We start from the raw sequence: 15431 nt of genomic DNA, 5'->3' as shown, positions 1-15431 counted from the left end.
TCAGTAGGCCCCGGAGCCGGAGAACACCGCGCGCGCCGTGCGCGCGAGGATGAGGAAGTCGCCGAACATCGTCCAGTTCTCGACGTAGTAGACGTCCAGGCGGACGCTCTCCTCCCACGACAGGTCCGACCTGCCGCCGACCTGCCACAGTCCCGTGAGACCGGGCTTGACCAGGAGGCGACGGCGCACCTTCTTCTCGTACTTCTGGACCTCGCGCGGCAGCGGCGGCCGCGGCCCGACGAGGCTCATGTCGCCGCGCAGCACGTTGAAGAGCTGCGGGAGCTCGTCGAGCGAGTAGCGGCGCAGCACGCGACCGACGCGCGTGACGCGCGGGTCGTCGCGCATCTTGAACAGCGGCCCGGCGCCGTCGTTCTGCTCCTCGAGGTGCTGGACCTCGCGGTCGGCGCCGGAGCGCATCGACCGGAACTTGAACATGGGGAACGTCCGACCGTTGCGGCCGACGCGCTCCTGGCGGAACAGCACCGGGCCGCGGCTCGTGACCCGGACGGCGAGCGCGACGAGCACGAGCACCGGCAGCGCGGCGAGCGTGATGAGCGCGGCGCCGGTCCAGTCGATGACCGACTTCACGGCGAACTTGGGGCCCGTGAAGCGGGGCGCGTCGACGTGCAGGAGCGAGACGCTCTCCGCGGGCGTGATGGTGATGCGCGGTCCGGCGACGTCCGCGAGCTCTGCCGTGAGCATGAGGTCGACGCCGTACGGCTCGAGCTCCCAGCCCAGCCGCCGGACGACCTCGGCGGTGATGGCGTCCGAGCCCGACACGGCGACGACGTCCGCGCCGACGCGCGTGGCGACCTCGCCCGCGTGCCGCAGCTCCCCGAGGACCGGGACGCCGCGGATCTCCTCGCCCGCCCCGAACCCGCCCGAGGGGACGCACACGCCCACGACGCGGTACCCCGACTCGTCGCGGCCGTTGAGGTCGCGGATGAGCCGCTCGGCCTGGTCGCGGTGGCCGATCGCGAGCACCGCGGAGCGCATGCGCCCGTGGGCCCGCTGGGCGTGCAGCCACTGGCGCCACGCGTACCGTCCGAGGAGCAGCCCGCCGAGACCGAGCGGGAACGCGAACGCGAGGTACCCGCGCGCCTCGGGGAAGCGGAGCAGGAACGCGAGCACCGCGAGGACGGCGAAGAGGCGCCACGACGCGTCGAAGACCCGGTGGTACTCGGTAGGGCCGCTCCCCATGACGCGCGGGTCGCGCGTCCGGCTCGCGACGAGCGAGACGGACCAGGCGACGCCGACGAGGAGGCTGAGCACGACGTACGGCACGCGCGTCTCGCGGACGGGCTCGTTGATGAACTGGTCCCAGCGCAGGAAGTAGGCGACGAGCACGGCGACGACGATCACGGCGGTGTCGGTGAGCAGGAGCCGGCGCCGGTAGGCGACCTCCCAGCCCTGCGCGGCGAACGCGGCGCGCGCGGCGCGGATCCGGGCCGCGGGAGTCGTGGCGAGAAGGGTGCGCAGGCTCCGCCTGGCGTCCTCGGTGACGCTGTGGGACATGCGTCCACCTCCGGTCGGTTCTACACCCTGCATGGCGACTCATCCTAGGGTTCAGAAACTGCGGGAACGAGGGTTGTCAGGGGGTTTCACCCGGGTGAGAAGACGTTCCGCACCATCGTGGTCGGAGTCGTCCTGAGGGGCAGGATCCTGCGGATCTGGTGCCGCGTCAGCCGCTCGGAGAAATAGATTGGACGGGTGTCCAGGTTCCATGTTCTGCCGAAGGTCCGGATACATCGGACGAAGGTCCCGAAGCGATGCGCGGCCCCGCGCCGGCCAGATCCACCTGGACGAGTGACCATCTGTGGGGGCCGTAGCGCGGCGCCTGCATCCTAGCGTGCCGTTGCGAGTGGTCCCGACGTGTGTTCACACCAGAAGGAGATGTGGTGCAGGTCACGGGTGTGACACCCAGGCGCGGGTGAAAAACCGCGCGGTGGCTACGATGCCCCTGTGCCCTCGTTCGTCACGCTGCTGCTCCACCCCGACCGCCGCCGCCCCGACCCCGGGCCCTGGCGGGTCGACCTGCGCGTCGTGATCCTCGTCGGCATGGGCCTCTGGACGGTCGCGCTCGTCGTGTGCACGGTCCTCCTCGTGACCGGCACGATCGCCCCGCGCGCCGTCGCGACGTGCGGCGTCGGCCTCGTCCTCGGCCTGCTCGGCCTCGTGTGGGAGCGCCGGAACCGCACCCGCTACCGGGCGTCGTCGGACGACTGAGGGTCGTCCCAGGCCGTCCGCGCGAGCGCGTCCTGCGCCGCGTCCGGGTCGCGGAGCGCCTCCTCGAGCACGAACCGCGCGCCGTGGCGTCCCATCGCGACCGCGAGCCCGGCCGCGAGCCCGGCCGGCCCGGTCGCGTGCACGACGGCGTCCGCTCGCCCGCCGCGTTCCACCCACCACGAGACCGCGACCCCGCCGACGCGCAGGTCGTCGTGACGTTCCCAGGTGCGAGGCACCGGACCGTCGAGGACCGCGCGCACCGCCTCGGGGACGTCGCCACGACGGCCGGAGGCGTCGGGGGCGGGAGCGGTGCGCGGGACGGTCCGGACGTCCAGGAGGTCGGCGACCTCGGCCAGGAGCCCCGGCGGCGCCGGGAGGACCGCCCGGACGGGTGACCACATCGGGTCGGGGGCGACGGCGACGTCGTCCGCACCGACCACGACCACGGCGCCGGCACGCAGCGCGGGCACCCGGTCGGGCGGCGGGTCCAGCCGCTCGCCCCGGGCCGCGAGGACGCCGAGCGCACGCCAGAGCGTCAGCGCGGCCCTCGCGTCGACCGCCTCCCCGACGTCGGGCAGGTCGTCCAGCAGCTCGACCCACTCGTCCGGCTCGAGCTCCGCGAGGTCCCGCACTCCACCCAGCGCGGCCAGCGCCTCGTCGTCGAGCCCCGCCACCTCCGGCGGGGCCGGGCGCAGGAACGGGACGTACCGGGGGCCCGTACCGAGCGCGAACGCCCCGCCGAGCTCCTCGCGCAGCCACCACGCGGTGTAGGAGCGCGCCGTGGCGGCCCGTCCGCCCTCGGCCCGCACCGGGGCGAGCAGCGCCTCCCGCGCGGCGGGGTCGCCGGCGAGGCGCGCGAGCGCGTCCGGCCACGCCGCGTCGGCGACCGCGTCGAGGTCCGCGACCGCGAGGAGGTCGCCCACGTACGCCTCGGGGCCGAGGGCCGTCGTGAGGTACGCGAGGTACCCGCCCCAGTCGGACAGCCACCCCTCCGGCGCGTGCGGGTCCAGGTCCGGCTCGTCGTCGGCCGACGCGAGCGTGAGCACGTCGCGCACGCGCAGCACCCCGAGCCCGTCGGCCGCGCCCACCGCGCGCAGCACCGGCTCGCCCCAGCGGTCGACGACCGCGGGATCGACGAGGTCGAGCGTCCCGAGCGCGTCCGCGGCCCACGTCCCGGGCAGCGCGCAGCCGCGCACGGGCGACCGGTCGCCGTCGGCCGTCGGGACGGGCAGCTCACCCCACCAGAACGGCAGGCCCGCCCGTGCCGGGTCCGGTGCCGCGCGCACCGCGGTCGCGACCAGCGCGAGCAGCCGCTCCACGTCCGCCGTCGGGTCGTCGCCCGCGTCCGCCGCGTCCGCCGCCGCGAGGACGCGCTCGCGCACCGCCGCGTCGGAGAGCACCGTCCGCAGGTCGGTCACCCGGGCCCCGAGGCGCTCGAGCAGCGGGTGCGCGGCACGCGGGTCGACCACGCGCAGCCCGAGCGCGGCCGCGCCGCGCGCGTCGAGCACCCCGGCGTCCGACGGCTCGCCCGACCCGGCGTCCAGGAGGAGGAGCCCGCGCGCACCACGGACGACCTGCCCGCCGAGCAACGGCACGGGAAGCGCCCCCAGCGCCTCCAGCACCGACCGGTCGCCGGCGTGCGGCGCGAGAGCGTCGTACAGGGCCCACCAGTGCGCCGGGTCGGCGACGAGCGGGAGGTCGTCCACCACGTCCGCGAGGTCCACGACCTGCGCCCCGAGCGACCGCGCGACCGCGCGGAGCGGACCCGGGACGTCCACGAGGTGCGCGACCCCGAGCTCGGCCCGGACGCGCGCGTCGCCCACGTCCCCCGCGAGCACGCGCGCCTCGGCAGGCGCGACCAGGGCTCGCCGGTCGGCCGCCGCCCCGGCCTCGTCGTCGGCCACCCCGAGCGGCTCCTCGGCACCCCGCGCGGGCAGCGCGTCGAGCGGGAGGAGCGGGGTCCGGGCGAGCGCCGCCTCGGCCGCCGCACGGACCTCTGCGTCGACCGCGCTCGCCGGGAGCCCGGTCGGGACGAGGGCGAGCACGTCCGCGCCACGCGTGTGCGCGAGCTCCGCGAGCAGCTCCGCGTACGCCCGCCCGGCCGCGCGCGCGACGTGCGCGGTGACCGGGCCGGGCGGGACGTGGCGGCGCGCGGGATCCAGCGGGAACGACGCCAGGAGCAGCGCGGGGAACGTGAGGCGCTCGTCGGTGGGGGTCGGGGCGTGCAGGACGTCGGTGCGCGCACCGTCGTGGGGCAGCGCCCACGTGACCGCCCACCGCGTGGTCGCGCGCTCCTCGATCGGGCGGTCCGCGAGCAGCGCCGGGTCGATCGACCCCTCGCGCCGCAGGACGGTCCACCGGTCGGCGACGTCCGCGACACGGCGCTGCTCGACGCCGTCCCCGGCCACGACGACCTCGGCGAGGGCAGGGAGCGCGAGCAGGAGCGGGTCGCCCACGTCGGCGAGCTCCGCGCGGACCGCGGCGAGCGCGTCCGCGTCGCGCAGCTCGACCTCGACGACCGTGTCGTAGCCCGCCGGCACCTCGACGCGGGTCGGGAACGGGAGGCGCAGCACCGGGAGCCGGTCGCCGCGGCGCGCCACCTCGGCGGCGAGGTCGGGACGGTCGGCGACCACGTCGTCGAGCGCGGCGCGCGTGCGCGCGAGCGACAGCTCGACGGCGCTCTCCCCCGCCCCGACCCGCACCCGGTCGGAGACGGAGCGGACGGCCGCGAAGCCGACCCCGAACCGGCCGACCGTGGACGCCCGGCCGTCGGCGTCGCGCGTACTACGCCCCGTCGCGGACGCGCGCAGCGCGACGAGCGACGCGACGCCCGAGGAGTCCAGCGGCTCGCCGGTGTTCGCCGCGCGCAGCACCCAGGGCTCGTCCGGGCCCGGCGGCGCGTGCAGGCTCAGGCGCAGCCGCCCCGGGACCCCGGCGCGGGCCGCGGCGTCCGCGGCGTTCTGCGCGAGCTCGACGACGACCCGCCCCCGGTACGACCCGTGGGCGTGGTCCTCCTCGGTGTTCGCGTCCTCGCGCAGACGCGTCGGCGACGACCGCCACGCCTCCAGGACCGCACGGCGCAGCGCGGCCGTCCCGAAGACGTCGTCCGTCACTCCTGCGGCTCGTCCGCCGCCGGCTCGGTGTCCGGCTGGGCGTCGGCCGGCCGGGACTCCAGCGCGGCTCCCGGCTCCGGGACGTCGGCCGTCGGCTCGGGGGCCACGGCGTCGGCCTCCGGCTCCGCCACCGTCTCCTCGGCGGGCTCTGCCGCCGGGGCGACGGACTCGAGCAGCGAGACGATCTCGACGTGCAGCTCGTCGACCAGCGGATCGGCGTCGGGCCAGTCGCTCCGGTGCGGCTCGACGTCGGTCTCCGAGTGCGCGCCGCAGCCGTGGTCGAGGCTCACGACCTTGCCGTCGTCGGGCGACCACGCGTTCGCGCACACGCCGAACACCTGGCCGAGGCTGCCCTGGAGCGTGACGAGGAAGCCGCACGACCCGCACTCGGCGGCCGAGGCCACGGCGCCGCGCGCCGTCGGACCGCGAGAGCCGCGGTACCAGCGCTCGGCGGCCTCGTCACGGCCCTGCGGGGACAGCACGCGGGCACGCGCGAGGGCGAGCTCGTCGATCGCGACCGCGTCCTGCTCCTCGTCGCCGGTGGGGACGTAGCCGGGCTCGAGGCGCGGGTCGTCGGCGCGGAACGGGAGCACGTCGCCCGGCCCGACGTCGCCCGGCTGCAGGCGCTCGGACCACGGGAGCCACGACGGCGCGAGCAGCGCGCCGTCGCCCGGCAGCAGCTCGACCTCGCACACCGTGGCCGTCCGGCCGCGCGGCACGCGCGCGAGGGTGACGGTCCAGTGCCAGCCGCGGTAGCCGCGCATCGTGCACGCGAACCGGTGGGAGATGAGGCGGTCCGCCTCCGCGAAGGTGCCGAGGTGCTCCCCGACGTCCTCGGGGCGCTCGGCGACCTCCTGGGCCGCGGCGCGCGCGAGCTCGACCGCGCCCGTGAGCACGGCGTCCCGCGCGGCACGCGCGGACACTCCCCGGGAACGCTCCTCGGCGGCAGCCACGGCGACCATGTCAGCCCTCGATCTCGTCGGCGACCACGCGCAGGACCTTGGCGACCATCGTGGCCTTGCCCTTCTCCGGGTAGCGGCCCTTGCCGAGCCCGTCGCGGATCCGGTCGAGCTCCTTGATGAGGTCCTCCACGATGACCGCCATCTCGTCCGCAGAGCGGCGCTTCGCCTTGACCACGGACGGCGCCGGGTCGAGGAGCGTGACCGCGAGCGCCTGCGGGCCGCGTCGCCCGTCGGCGACGCCGAAGTCCACCCGGGCGCCCGGCTTGGGCGCGGGGGCGTCCGCGGGCAGCGCGGAGGCGTGCAGGAAGACCTCGCCGCCGTCGTCGTTGGCGATGAAGCCGAACCCGCGTTCGGTGTCGAACCACTTGACCTTGCCGGTGGGCACGTGGACCTCGTTCGTGCTCGTAGGAACCAGAACCCCCAGGCTACCGGCCGGACGGCGGCAAGGCCGCATCCGTCCCGCGCGGGACGACCCCGGCGTCGGCGCCGACGCGCAGGGCGACGGCGTCGAACCACCGCGCGTAGTCCGCGACGGTGCGGTGGAGGTGGCCGAACAGCTCGAAGGAGACCGTGCCGAAGAGGGTCGTCCACGCGACGAGCGTGCGCACGACGGCCTCCGCCGGGGCGTCGGCGCCGACGAGCCCGCGCGACGCGACGTACGCGACGGCGGGGGCGACGAGCGCGTCCGCGTCGTCGGCCGACGGCGGGGCGGGCGCGGGACCCTCGCCGTCCGCCCAGGAGTCGGCGACGACCCGGACGAGGGTCCGCACGACGCGCGTCGCGGGCTCGACGGTGTCCTGCGGCGCCGCGTACCCCGGGACGGGCGTGCCGTAGAGGAGGGCGAAGTCGCCGGGGCGCCGGACGCACCACGACCGCAGCGCCCGGCACGCGGCGAGCCACCGGCCGGGCAGGTCGTCACGCGCGACGGCGGCCTCCGCGGCCTCGACGGCGGCGCCGAGCTCGTCGTAGCACTCGACGAGGAGCGCGGTGAGCAGCGCGTCGCGGCTCGGGAAGTACCGGTAGACGGCGGACGACACCATGCCGACGTCGCGCGCGACGGCCCGCAGCGAGAGCGCGGCGGGACCGTCGGCCACGAGGCGCGCGCGGGCGGCGTCGAGGATGTCGCGCGTCAGGGTCTCGCGCGCGAGGGCGCGTGCCGTGCGAGGGGCCGTCATCAGGTCAGGGTCGCAGACGAGAGCGCCGCCCACAAACGAGAGCACCGCTCTTGCGCAAGCCGACGGCTCGTGCCATGCTCCTCGACGAAGCGAGAGCACTGCTCTCGGAAAGGAGATCCCATGTCCAGCGCACCCTCCTCGGCCGGCCGGCACGTCGTCGTCGGCGCCGGGCCCGTCGGCCGGCACGTCGCCGCCGAGCTCGCGGCCCGCGGGTCGCACGTCACCGTCGTCACCCGCAGCGGCCGGGACACCGGCGTCGCGGGCGCCGTGCACCTCGCTCTCGACGCCTCCGACGCGGACGCCCTCGCCCGCGTCGCCGAGGGCGCCGACGTGCTCTACAACTGCGCCAACCCCGGCGACTACACGCAGTGGGAGCGCGTGTGGCCGCCGCTCGCGACGGCGATGCTCACCGCCGTCGAGCGCACCGGCTCCGTCTACGCGATCACGGGCAACCTCTACCCGTACGGCCCCGTCGACGGGCCGATGACCGAGGACCTGCCCGACGTCGCGACCGACCACAAGGGCGTCCTGCGCGCCCGGCTGTGGGCCGACGCGCTCGCCGCGCACCGCGCCGGTCGCGCGCGCGTCGTCGAGGTGCGCAGCTCCGACTTCGTCGGCCCCGGGGTCGGGAGCAACGGCCACGTGTCGCGCGTCGTCCCGGCCGCCCTGCGCGGGCGCGCCGTGACCATGATCGGGCGCACCGACCTGCCGCACTCGTTCACCGACGTCCAGGACGCCGCCCGCACGCTCGTCGCGGCGGCGGCCGACCCCGGCGCGCACGGCCGCACGTGGCACACGCCGAGCAACCCGCCACGCACCCAGCGCGAGGCACTCACCGACGTCCTCGCGAGCGCCGGCCACCCGCCCGTCCGGGTCCGCTCGCTGCGCGGCGCCGGCCTCGCCGTCGCCGGACTCTTCTCGCCGCTGCTGCGCGAGCTGCGCGACCTCGCCTACCAGTGGGACCGCCCCTACGTGCTCGACGACACGGCGGCGCGCGCCCGCTTCGGGATCGAGCCGACGCCCTGGGACGAGGTCTGCCGGCGCACCGCTCGCGGCTGAGCGCCCGGACCGTCCGCGGGCCGTGGCCGCGCGGCGCGTAACATCGAACGGATGGCCACCTCCCGGCCCGAGCGGGCTCCGACGTACAGCGAGTCGCTGCGCCAGCGCGACGACGCCGCCCTGGTCGCGCTGCTCCGGCGGCGGCCCGACCTCGCGACGCCGTCGCCCTCGACACTCCTCTCGCTCGCCGCGCGCGCGATGAACCGAACGAGCCTGGAACGGGCGCTCGCAGGGCTGGACGAGCTCACGCTCCACGTCCTGGAGGCGGTGCTGGTCCTCGACTCCGTGGGGTCCTCCGCGACGGCGGCGGCGGTCGACCGCGCCACGGGCGTCGACCGGCCCCGCGTCACCGCGGCGCTCGCCCTCCTCGACGAGCTCGCGCTCGTGTGGACGCCGGGCGCGCGGTCGGCCGGGTCCCGCCCGGCGCCGGGTCTCGCCGAGGTCCTGGGTCCGCACCCCGCCGGCCTGGGCCCGGTCGCGACCGCGCCGCGCGCGCCGGCCGCCGGCCCGCCGTCCGACCTGCCCGACGACGCGCCGCCGGGCGCCCGGGCCATCCTCGACGCGTTGACGTGGGGACCGCCCGTCGGCGTCGCTCCCCGGTCGGACCCGTCGGCCCGGCGTGCGACGGACTGGCTCGTGGGCCACGGCTACCTGCGCGCGACCGACGAGCGCCACGTGGTGCTGCCGCGCGAGGTCGGGCTCGCCCTGCGCGGGGGCCGCACCCACCGCGACGTCCGGACGGCGCCGCCCGTCCCCGACGTCCGCGAGCTCCCGTCGGCGACGGTCGACGCGGAGTCCGCGAGCGCCGGGCTGGAGGCGGTGCGGCTCGTGGCGCGGCTCGTGACGCACTGGACCGAGCACCCGCCGGGCGTGCTGCGCGCGGGCGGGCTCGGGGTGCGCGACCTGCGGCGGGCCGCCGTCGCGCTCGAGGTGGACGACCCGACGGCGGCCGCGGTCGTCGAGCTGGCGGCGGCGGCCGGGCTCGTGGCCGACGACGGCGACGACCCGCCCACGTTCGCCCCGACCCTCGCGGCGGAGGACTGGCTCGACGACGACCTGGGCGACCGGTGGGCGACGCTCGCCCGCGGCTGGTGGCGTTCGCGCCGCACCCCGTGGCTCGTGGGCAGCCGCGACGAGAAGGGGGCCCTGCGCGCCGCGCTCGACCCGGAGCTGTGGCGCCCGTGGGTGCCCCGGCTCCGCCGCTCCGTCCTGGACGTCCTCGACCTCGCTCCCGGGCGCCCGCTCGCCGCGGCCGACGTCGTCGCCGTCCTGCGGTGGCGCACGCCGCGGGCGGTGCCACCGGAGCAGGCCGTGGCGGGGCTGCTGCGCGAGGCCGCGCTGCTCGGGGTGACGGGGGCAGGCGCGCTCGCTCCCCCGGGCCAGGTCCTCCTCGGGGCCGACGACGCGGCGTCGCCGTCCGGGACCGGGCCGGCCGACCTCGGCGCCGCCTTCGAGGCGGTGCTCCCGGCCGAGGTCGACGACCTGCTGCTCCAGGGAGACCTCACGGGCATCGTGCCGGGGCGGCCGTCGCGCACGCTCGAACGCCTCGTGGAGGTCGCGGCGGACGTCGAGTCGCGGGGCGCCGCGACGACGGTGCGGTTCACCCCGGACTCCGTCCTGCGCGCGCTCGACCGGGGCGCGACGGCCGACGACCTCCTGGGCGACCTCGCGGCACACTCGCGCACGCCCGTGCCCCAGCCGCTGGAGTACCTGGTGCGGGACACGGCCCGCCGCCACGGTCGGGTCCGTGTGGGGACGGCGTCGTCGTACGTGCGCGCCGAGGACCCGGTGCTGCTCGCGGGGATCGCGGAGGACCCGGCCCTGCGCGGGCTGGGCCTCGTGCTCCTCGCGCCCACGGTCCTCGCGTCCTCGGCACCCGCCGGGGAGCTGCAGGAGGCGCTGCGCGCGCGCGGCGTCCCGGCCGTCGTGGAGGGCCCGGACGGGCGCATGCTCGTCGCGGACCGGGCGGCGCGGCGGGGCGGGCCCGACGACGTCGCACCGCCCCGGCGCGGACGGCTCGCCGCCGCGGGCCGGCGCGGTCGGGCGCGGACGGGAGTCGTCCCGGGGTCCGGTGCGCGCGTCGACGAACCCGGTTCTGGTCCCGACCGGGGGGAAGCGCGCTTCGCGGACCTCGTGGCGCGGCTGCGCGCCGCCGACTCCCGCGCCGCCGCGCAGGCCGACGGCAGCACGGGCCGGGCCACCGGTGAACGCAGCGCGTCGAGCGAGGGCGACCGGGCGTCGTCGGGCACGAACGGGCACAGCGGGTCCAGCGGGTCCAGCGGGTACGACCTCGGGGAGGGAACATCCGACCCGGTGGCCGCGTTGGGTCTGCTGCGCGAGGCCATCGCGGACGGGGCGATGGTCTGGCTCGAGGTGGTGGGGCCGACCGGAGGGCAGGACCGCCGCCGCGTCCGACCCCTCACCCTCGACGCGGGACGGCTGCGCGCGCAGGACCCGGCGCGCGACGCCGAGCTCACGGTCGCGGTCCACCGCATCGCCTCCGTCACCCCGGACGCCCCGCCGAGGTAGAGCCGTGGTCACGACCACGCCTCTACCCCGCGGCACCACGGTTCTACCTCGGCAAGGAGACACATGACCGACGGACCCCTCATCGTCCAGAGCGACAAGTCGCTGCTGCTCGAGGTCGACCACCCGCGTGCCGACGACGCGCGGCGCGCGATCGCGCCGTTCGCCGAGCTCGAGCGCGCCCCCGAGCACGTCCACACCTACCGGCTCACGCCGCTCGGGCTGTGGAACGCGCGCGCCGCGGGCCACGACGCCGAGCAGGTCGTCAACACGCTCATCGAGTACTCGCGCTACCCCGTTCCGCACGCGCTGCTCGTCGACGTCGCGGAGACGATGTCGCGCTACGGGCGGCTCACGCTCGCGCAGCACCCGACGCACGGCCTCGTGCTCGAGGCGACGGACCGCGCCGTGCTCGCCGAGGTCCTCAAGTCCAAGCGCACGGCCGGCCTGGTGGGCGAGCGCATCGACGACCTCATGGTCGTCGTGCACCCGTCCGAGCGCGGCCACCTCAAGCAGGTCCTGGTCAAGCTCGGCTGGCCCGCCGAGGACCTCGCGGGGTACGTCGACGGCGAGAAGCACGCCATCGCGCTCAGCCCGACGACGCCGCCGCGCGTCGAGGGCGAGGAGCCGAAGCCCTGGGAGATGCGCCCGTACCAGGCCCAGGCCGTGGACGGGTTCTGGCACGGCGGCAGCGGCGTCGTCGTGCTGCCGTGCGGCGCGGGCAAGACGATCGTCGGCGCGGGCGCGATGGCGAAGTCCGGGACGACGACGCTCATCCTCGTGACGAACACGGTGAGCGCGCGGCAGTGGCGCGACGAGCTCGTGCGGCGCACGACCCTGACCGAGGACGAGATCGGCGAGTACTCCGGCGCGCGCAAGGAGATCAAGCCCGTCACGATCGCGACCTACCAGGTGCTGACGACCAAGCGGAAGGGCGTGTACACGCACCTCGAGCTGCTCGACGCCCGCGACTGGGGCCTCGTCGTGTACGACGAGGTCCACCTGCTGCCGGCGCCGATCTTCCGCATGACGGCGGACCTGCAGGCGCGCCGCCGGCTCGGGCTCACCGCGACGCTCGTGCGCGAGGACGGCCGCGAGGACGAGGTGTTCTCGCTCATCGGGCCCAAGCGGTACGACGCCCCGTGGAAGGACATCGAGGCGCAGGGGTACATCGCGCCCGCCGACTGCGTCGAGGTGCGCCTCACGCTGCCCGAGTCCGACCGCATGACGTACGCCGTCGCCGAGCCGGAGGACAAGTACCGGCTCGCCGCGACCGCCGCGGGCAAGAACCGGGTCGTGGAGCAGATCGTCGCGCAGCACCCGGACGACCAGGTGCTCGTGATCGGCCAGTACCTCGACCAGCTCGAGGAGCTGTCGCAGCACCTCGACGCGCCGCTCATCACGGGCGCGACGACGGTCCGCGAGCGCCAGCGCCTGTTCGACGCGTTCCGCTCGGGCGAGATCTCGCGGCTCGTCGTGTCGAAGGTCGCCAACTTCTCCATCGACCTGCCCGAGGCGTCCGTCGCGATCCAGGTCTCCGGGTCGTTCGGGTCGCGCCAGGAGGAGGCTCAGCGCCTCGGCCGCGTCATGCGCCCCAAGTCCGACGGCCGCACCGCGCACTTCTACGCCGTCGTCGCGCGCGACACGGTCGACCAGGACTTCGCCGCCCACCGCCAGCGTTTCCTGGCGGAGCAGGGGTACGCCTACCGCATCGTCGACGCGGAGGACCTGGGCGTCGTGCAGTGACGGGTGGGGGCCCCGCGACGCAGGAGCGCGGCACCCGCCCGGCACGGAGCGCCGCCCAGTCCGACCGAGGACACGAGGACCTGGGCGTCGTGCAGTGACGGGTGGGACCGCAGCGAAGCAAGGTGCCCGCCCGGCACGGAACGACGCCCAGTCTGACCGAGAGTGCGAGGACCTGGGCGTCGTGCAGTGACCGCTCCCCGTCGAGTGCGTGGAATCTGTCGTCTCGAACCGGTTCGGGGCGACATCTTCCTGCACTCACAAGGTTCGTCCCACGATGTGAGAGCGCTCCCAGCCAGTTACTGACAAGACAGTCAGTTGTGCTCTAGGCTCCCCGCATCGGCGCGACGTCGCGCCGGCGTCGGTGCGCTGCGCCGACCCCCCGTTCGAAGGAGAACACCCACCGTGACCCTCTCGACGACCATCCCCGGCGCAGGCGTGCGGGCCCGTCGTGCCCGCGCCGCCGGCGCAGGCGTGGCGGCGCTCGCCGTGGCCGCCACGGGCGTGGCGCTCGGCGCGCCTGCGACGGCCGCCCCGGCCACCGACCCCGACCTCGGACCCAACGTGGTCTTCATCGACGACTCGTGGTCGGTGGACCAGATCAACACCTATCTCGCGTCGATCAACGACGAGGCGGAGTTCAGCCAGGACCGGCACGCCGTGTTCTTCGAGCCCGGCGTCTACGGCGACGCGTCCGGCGCGAACGACCCGGCGACGGCGACGGGCATCGTCAACGCCGAGGTCGGCTACTACACCGCGATCGCCGGCCTGGGCGCGCAGCCGGACGACGTGCTCATCAACGGCGCGCTGAGCGTGCAGCCGGTCGTGAGCTGCCCGAACAACCCGTGGAGCTGCCAGGACCCGGGCTCGCTCACGCGCTTCTGGCGCTCGCTGAGCAACGTCGCGATCAACCCGATCCAGCGCCCGGTCGACGAGGACGTGAACCGCCCGTTCCCGGCGGGGATCACCGACCCGCACCAGCTGCGCTTCGCCGTCTCGCAGGCCGCGCCGCTGCGTCGCGTCGACATCCAGGGCGACCTCACGGTGTTCGGGCGCTTCGGCGAGTACGCGAGCGGTGGCTACCTGGCCAACTCGCGCGTCTCGGGTCGCCTCGTGACCGGCTCGCAGCAGCAGTGGTACACGCGCAACTCCGAGGTCGGCACCTGGGACGGCGGCGTGTGGAACATGGTCTTCTCGGGCGTCGAGGGCGCCCCCGCCACGGACTTCGGTCCCCAGCCCGACGGCACGACCGGCAACAAGACGACGCTCGACACCACCCCGCTGAGCCGGGAGGCGCCGTTCCTCTTCCGCGACGGCGAGGACCTCGCCGTGTTCGTGCCGAACGCGCGGACCGAGACGCGCGGCGTCGACTGGTCGACCGACGCGGACGCGGGCCAGAAGCTGTCCCTCGACAGCTTCTTCGTCGCCCACGAGGGCGACTCGGCGGCGGAGATCAACGCGGCCCTCGCGACCGGCAAGAACCTCCTGCTCACGCCCGGCGTCTACCACCTCGACGAGGCGATCCAGGTCGAGAACCCCGACACGGTCGTGCTGGGCCTCGGCTACGCGTCCCTCGCCCCGACGTCGGGCACCGCGGCGCTGGAGATCGGCGACGTCGCGGGCGTGAAGGTCGCGGGCATCACGGTCGACGCCGGCCCGGTCGAGTCGGACGTCCTCGTGCGCGTCGGTCCGGCGGACGCGCACGTGGCGGACGCCGCCGACCCGACCACGCTCACCGACGTGTTCGTCCGCGTCGGCGGACCGTGGGTCGGCAAGGCGACGACGAGCATCGAGGTCAACAGCGACCACGTGCTCATGGACCACATCTGGGCCTGGCGCGGCGACCACGGCGCCGGCATCGGGTGGGACCAGAACACCGGTGACCACGGCGTCGTCGTGAACGGCGACGACGTGACCGCCACGGGCCTGTTCGTCGAGCACTACCAGAAGAACCAGACGATCTGGAACGGCGAGCGCGGCCGCACGGTCTTCTACCAGAGCGAGATCCCCTACGACGTGCCGAGCCAGGCCGCGTTCATGGACGGCGACCGCAAGGGGTTCGCGTCGTACCGGGTGGGCGACCACGTCCGGCGGCACGACGCCGTCGGGCTGGGCGTGTACTCGTTCTTCAACCAGGGCGTCGACGTGCGCGTCGCGAGCGGCGTCCAGACGCCGGTCCGCGCGGGCGTGACGTTCCGGTCGATGACGAGCGTCTTCCTCAACGGCTCGGGCGGCATCGACCACGTCGTCAACGACACGGGCGCGCCTGCCGTCGGCTCGTTCGCGTCCCCGCAGGTCGTCGCCTACCCGACGGACCTCCCCGCGGAGGCGGACGTCACGGTCGAGGCCACGACGCGCTGCCTCGCGGGCAAGGCGTACGTCGCGGTCCGGGCGACCAACGGGGGCGAGGAGCCCCTCGCGGTGACGCTCTCGACGCCGTTCGGGTCGCGCACCGTCGCGAGCGTCGCCCCGGGCGCGAACGCCTACCAGTCGTTCGCGGTGCGCGCCGCCTCGGTGGCGGCGGGCGACGCCGTCGTCAGCGCGGTCGCCGGAGGGGTCACGAGCGAGGTCAGCGCGCCGTACGCGGCGCTGACGTGCGGCTGACCGACAGTGACTCCTGAGCGCGA

At 75.8% G+C, this 15431-nt stretch carries 10 protein-coding genes; 5 read left to right on the top strand and 5 right to left on the bottom strand.

The annotated features are described in order from the left end of the window. Complete coding sequence (locus NF338_RS15885) at positions 1–1515, bottom strand: sugar transferase (RefSeq protein WP_264031665.1); 1515 nt, start codon at positions 1513–1515, stop codon at positions 1–3. A gap of 447 nt (positions 1516–1962) precedes the next feature. Here NF338_RS15885 and NF338_RS15880 point away from each other — a divergent pair, with 447 nt between their 5' ends. Further along, positions 1963–2226: a DUF2530 domain-containing protein gene (locus NF338_RS15880; RefSeq protein ID WP_087469796.1), complete on the top strand. Its 264-nt coding sequence runs from the start codon at positions 1963–1965 to the stop codon at positions 2224–2226. Here NF338_RS15880 and NF338_RS15875 read toward each other — a convergent pair. From NF338_RS15875 to NF338_RS15860, 4 genes are read right to left on the bottom strand one after another with little or no spacing between them, the layout of a single operon-like run. Continuing rightward, entirely contained in the window at positions 2202–5339 is a 3138-nt protein-coding gene (locus NF338_RS15875) for a sacsin N-terminal ATP-binding-like domain-containing protein (protein ID WP_264031664.1), read from the bottom strand. The two genes, NF338_RS15880 and NF338_RS15875, sit on opposite strands and share 25 nt — an antisense overlap. Continuing rightward, a complete protein-coding gene (locus tag NF338_RS15870; protein WP_264031663.1) occupies positions 5336–6301 on the bottom strand; it encodes a DUF3027 domain-containing protein in 966 nt (321 codons plus the stop codon). The genes NF338_RS15875 and NF338_RS15870 overlap by 4 nt, the downstream gene beginning before the upstream one ends. 1 nt (position 6302) lies before the next feature. Next, the gene (locus NF338_RS15865) at positions 6303–6686 is read right to left on the bottom strand and encodes a cold-shock protein (protein ID WP_087469799.1); all 384 of its coding nucleotides are present in this window, start codon (positions 6684–6686) and stop codon (positions 6303–6305) included. Positions 6687–6726: 40 nt separating this feature from the next. Beyond that, complete coding sequence (locus NF338_RS15860; RefSeq protein ID WP_264031662.1) at positions 6727–7476, bottom strand: TetR/AcrR family transcriptional regulator; 750 nt, start codon at positions 7474–7476, stop codon at positions 6727–6729. Positions 7477–7596: 120 nt separating this feature from the next. On the opposite strand from NF338_RS15860, the gene NF338_RS15855 reads away from it, so the two are divergent. The 4 genes from NF338_RS15855 to NF338_RS15840 all read left to right on the top strand — a co-directional run bounded on the left by NF338_RS15855 (position 7597) and on the right by NF338_RS15840 (position 15408). After that, positions 7597–8535 (top strand): NAD-dependent epimerase/dehydratase family protein, encoded by a 939-nt coding sequence (locus NF338_RS15855; protein ID WP_264031661.1) that lies wholly within the window; start codon positions 7597–7599, stop codon positions 8533–8535. A gap of 51 nt (positions 8536–8586) precedes the next feature. Next, positions 8587–11064, top strand: a complete 2478-nt coding sequence (locus NF338_RS15850; protein WP_264031660.1) for a helicase-associated domain-containing protein — start codon at positions 8587–8589, stop codon at positions 11062–11064. A 63-nt stretch (positions 11065–11127) separates the two neighbouring features. Continuing rightward, entirely contained in the window at positions 11128–12807 is a 1680-nt protein-coding gene (locus NF338_RS15845; RefSeq protein ID WP_264031659.1) for a DNA repair helicase XPB, read from the top strand. A gap of 402 nt (positions 12808–13209) precedes the next feature. Further along, entirely contained in the window at positions 13210–15408 is a 2199-nt protein-coding gene (locus tag NF338_RS15840) for an adenylyl cyclase (RefSeq protein ID WP_264031658.1), read from the top strand. Positions 15409–15431 lie beyond the last annotated feature (23 nt).

This window comes from Cellulosimicrobium sp. SH8, assembly GCF_025818875.1.
Classification (GTDB): Bacteria; Actinomycetota; Actinomycetes; order Actinomycetales; family Cellulomonadaceae; genus Cellulosimicrobium; species Cellulosimicrobium cellulans_D.
This window is presented reverse-complemented; position numbering and strand designations above follow the sequence as displayed.

What these genes read in the sequence shown, in the direction of transcription:
- NF338_RS15885 (WP_264031665.1), bottom strand. Translation starts at nt 1,515, where the DNA reads ATGTCCCACAGCGTCACCGAGGACGCCAGGCGGAGCCTGCGCACCCTT.
- NF338_RS15870 (WP_264031663.1), bottom strand. Translation starts at nt 6,301, where the DNA reads ATGGTCGCCGTGGCTGCCGCCGAGGAGCGTTCCCGGGGAGTGTCCGCG.
- NF338_RS15860 (WP_264031662.1), bottom strand. Translation starts at nt 7,476, where the DNA reads ATGACGGCCCCTCGCACGGCACGCGCCCTCGCGCGCGAGACCCTGACG.
- NF338_RS15855 (WP_264031661.1), top strand. Translation starts at nt 7,597, where the DNA reads ATGTCCAGCGCACCCTCCTCGGCCGGCCGGCACGTCGTCGTCGGCGCC.
- NF338_RS15850 (WP_264031660.1), top strand. Translation starts at nt 8,587, where the DNA reads ATGGCCACCTCCCGGCCCGAGCGGGCTCCGACGTACAGCGAGTCGCTG.
- NF338_RS15845 (WP_264031659.1), top strand. Translation starts at nt 11,128, where the DNA reads ATGACCGACGGACCCCTCATCGTCCAGAGCGACAAGTCGCTGCTGCTC.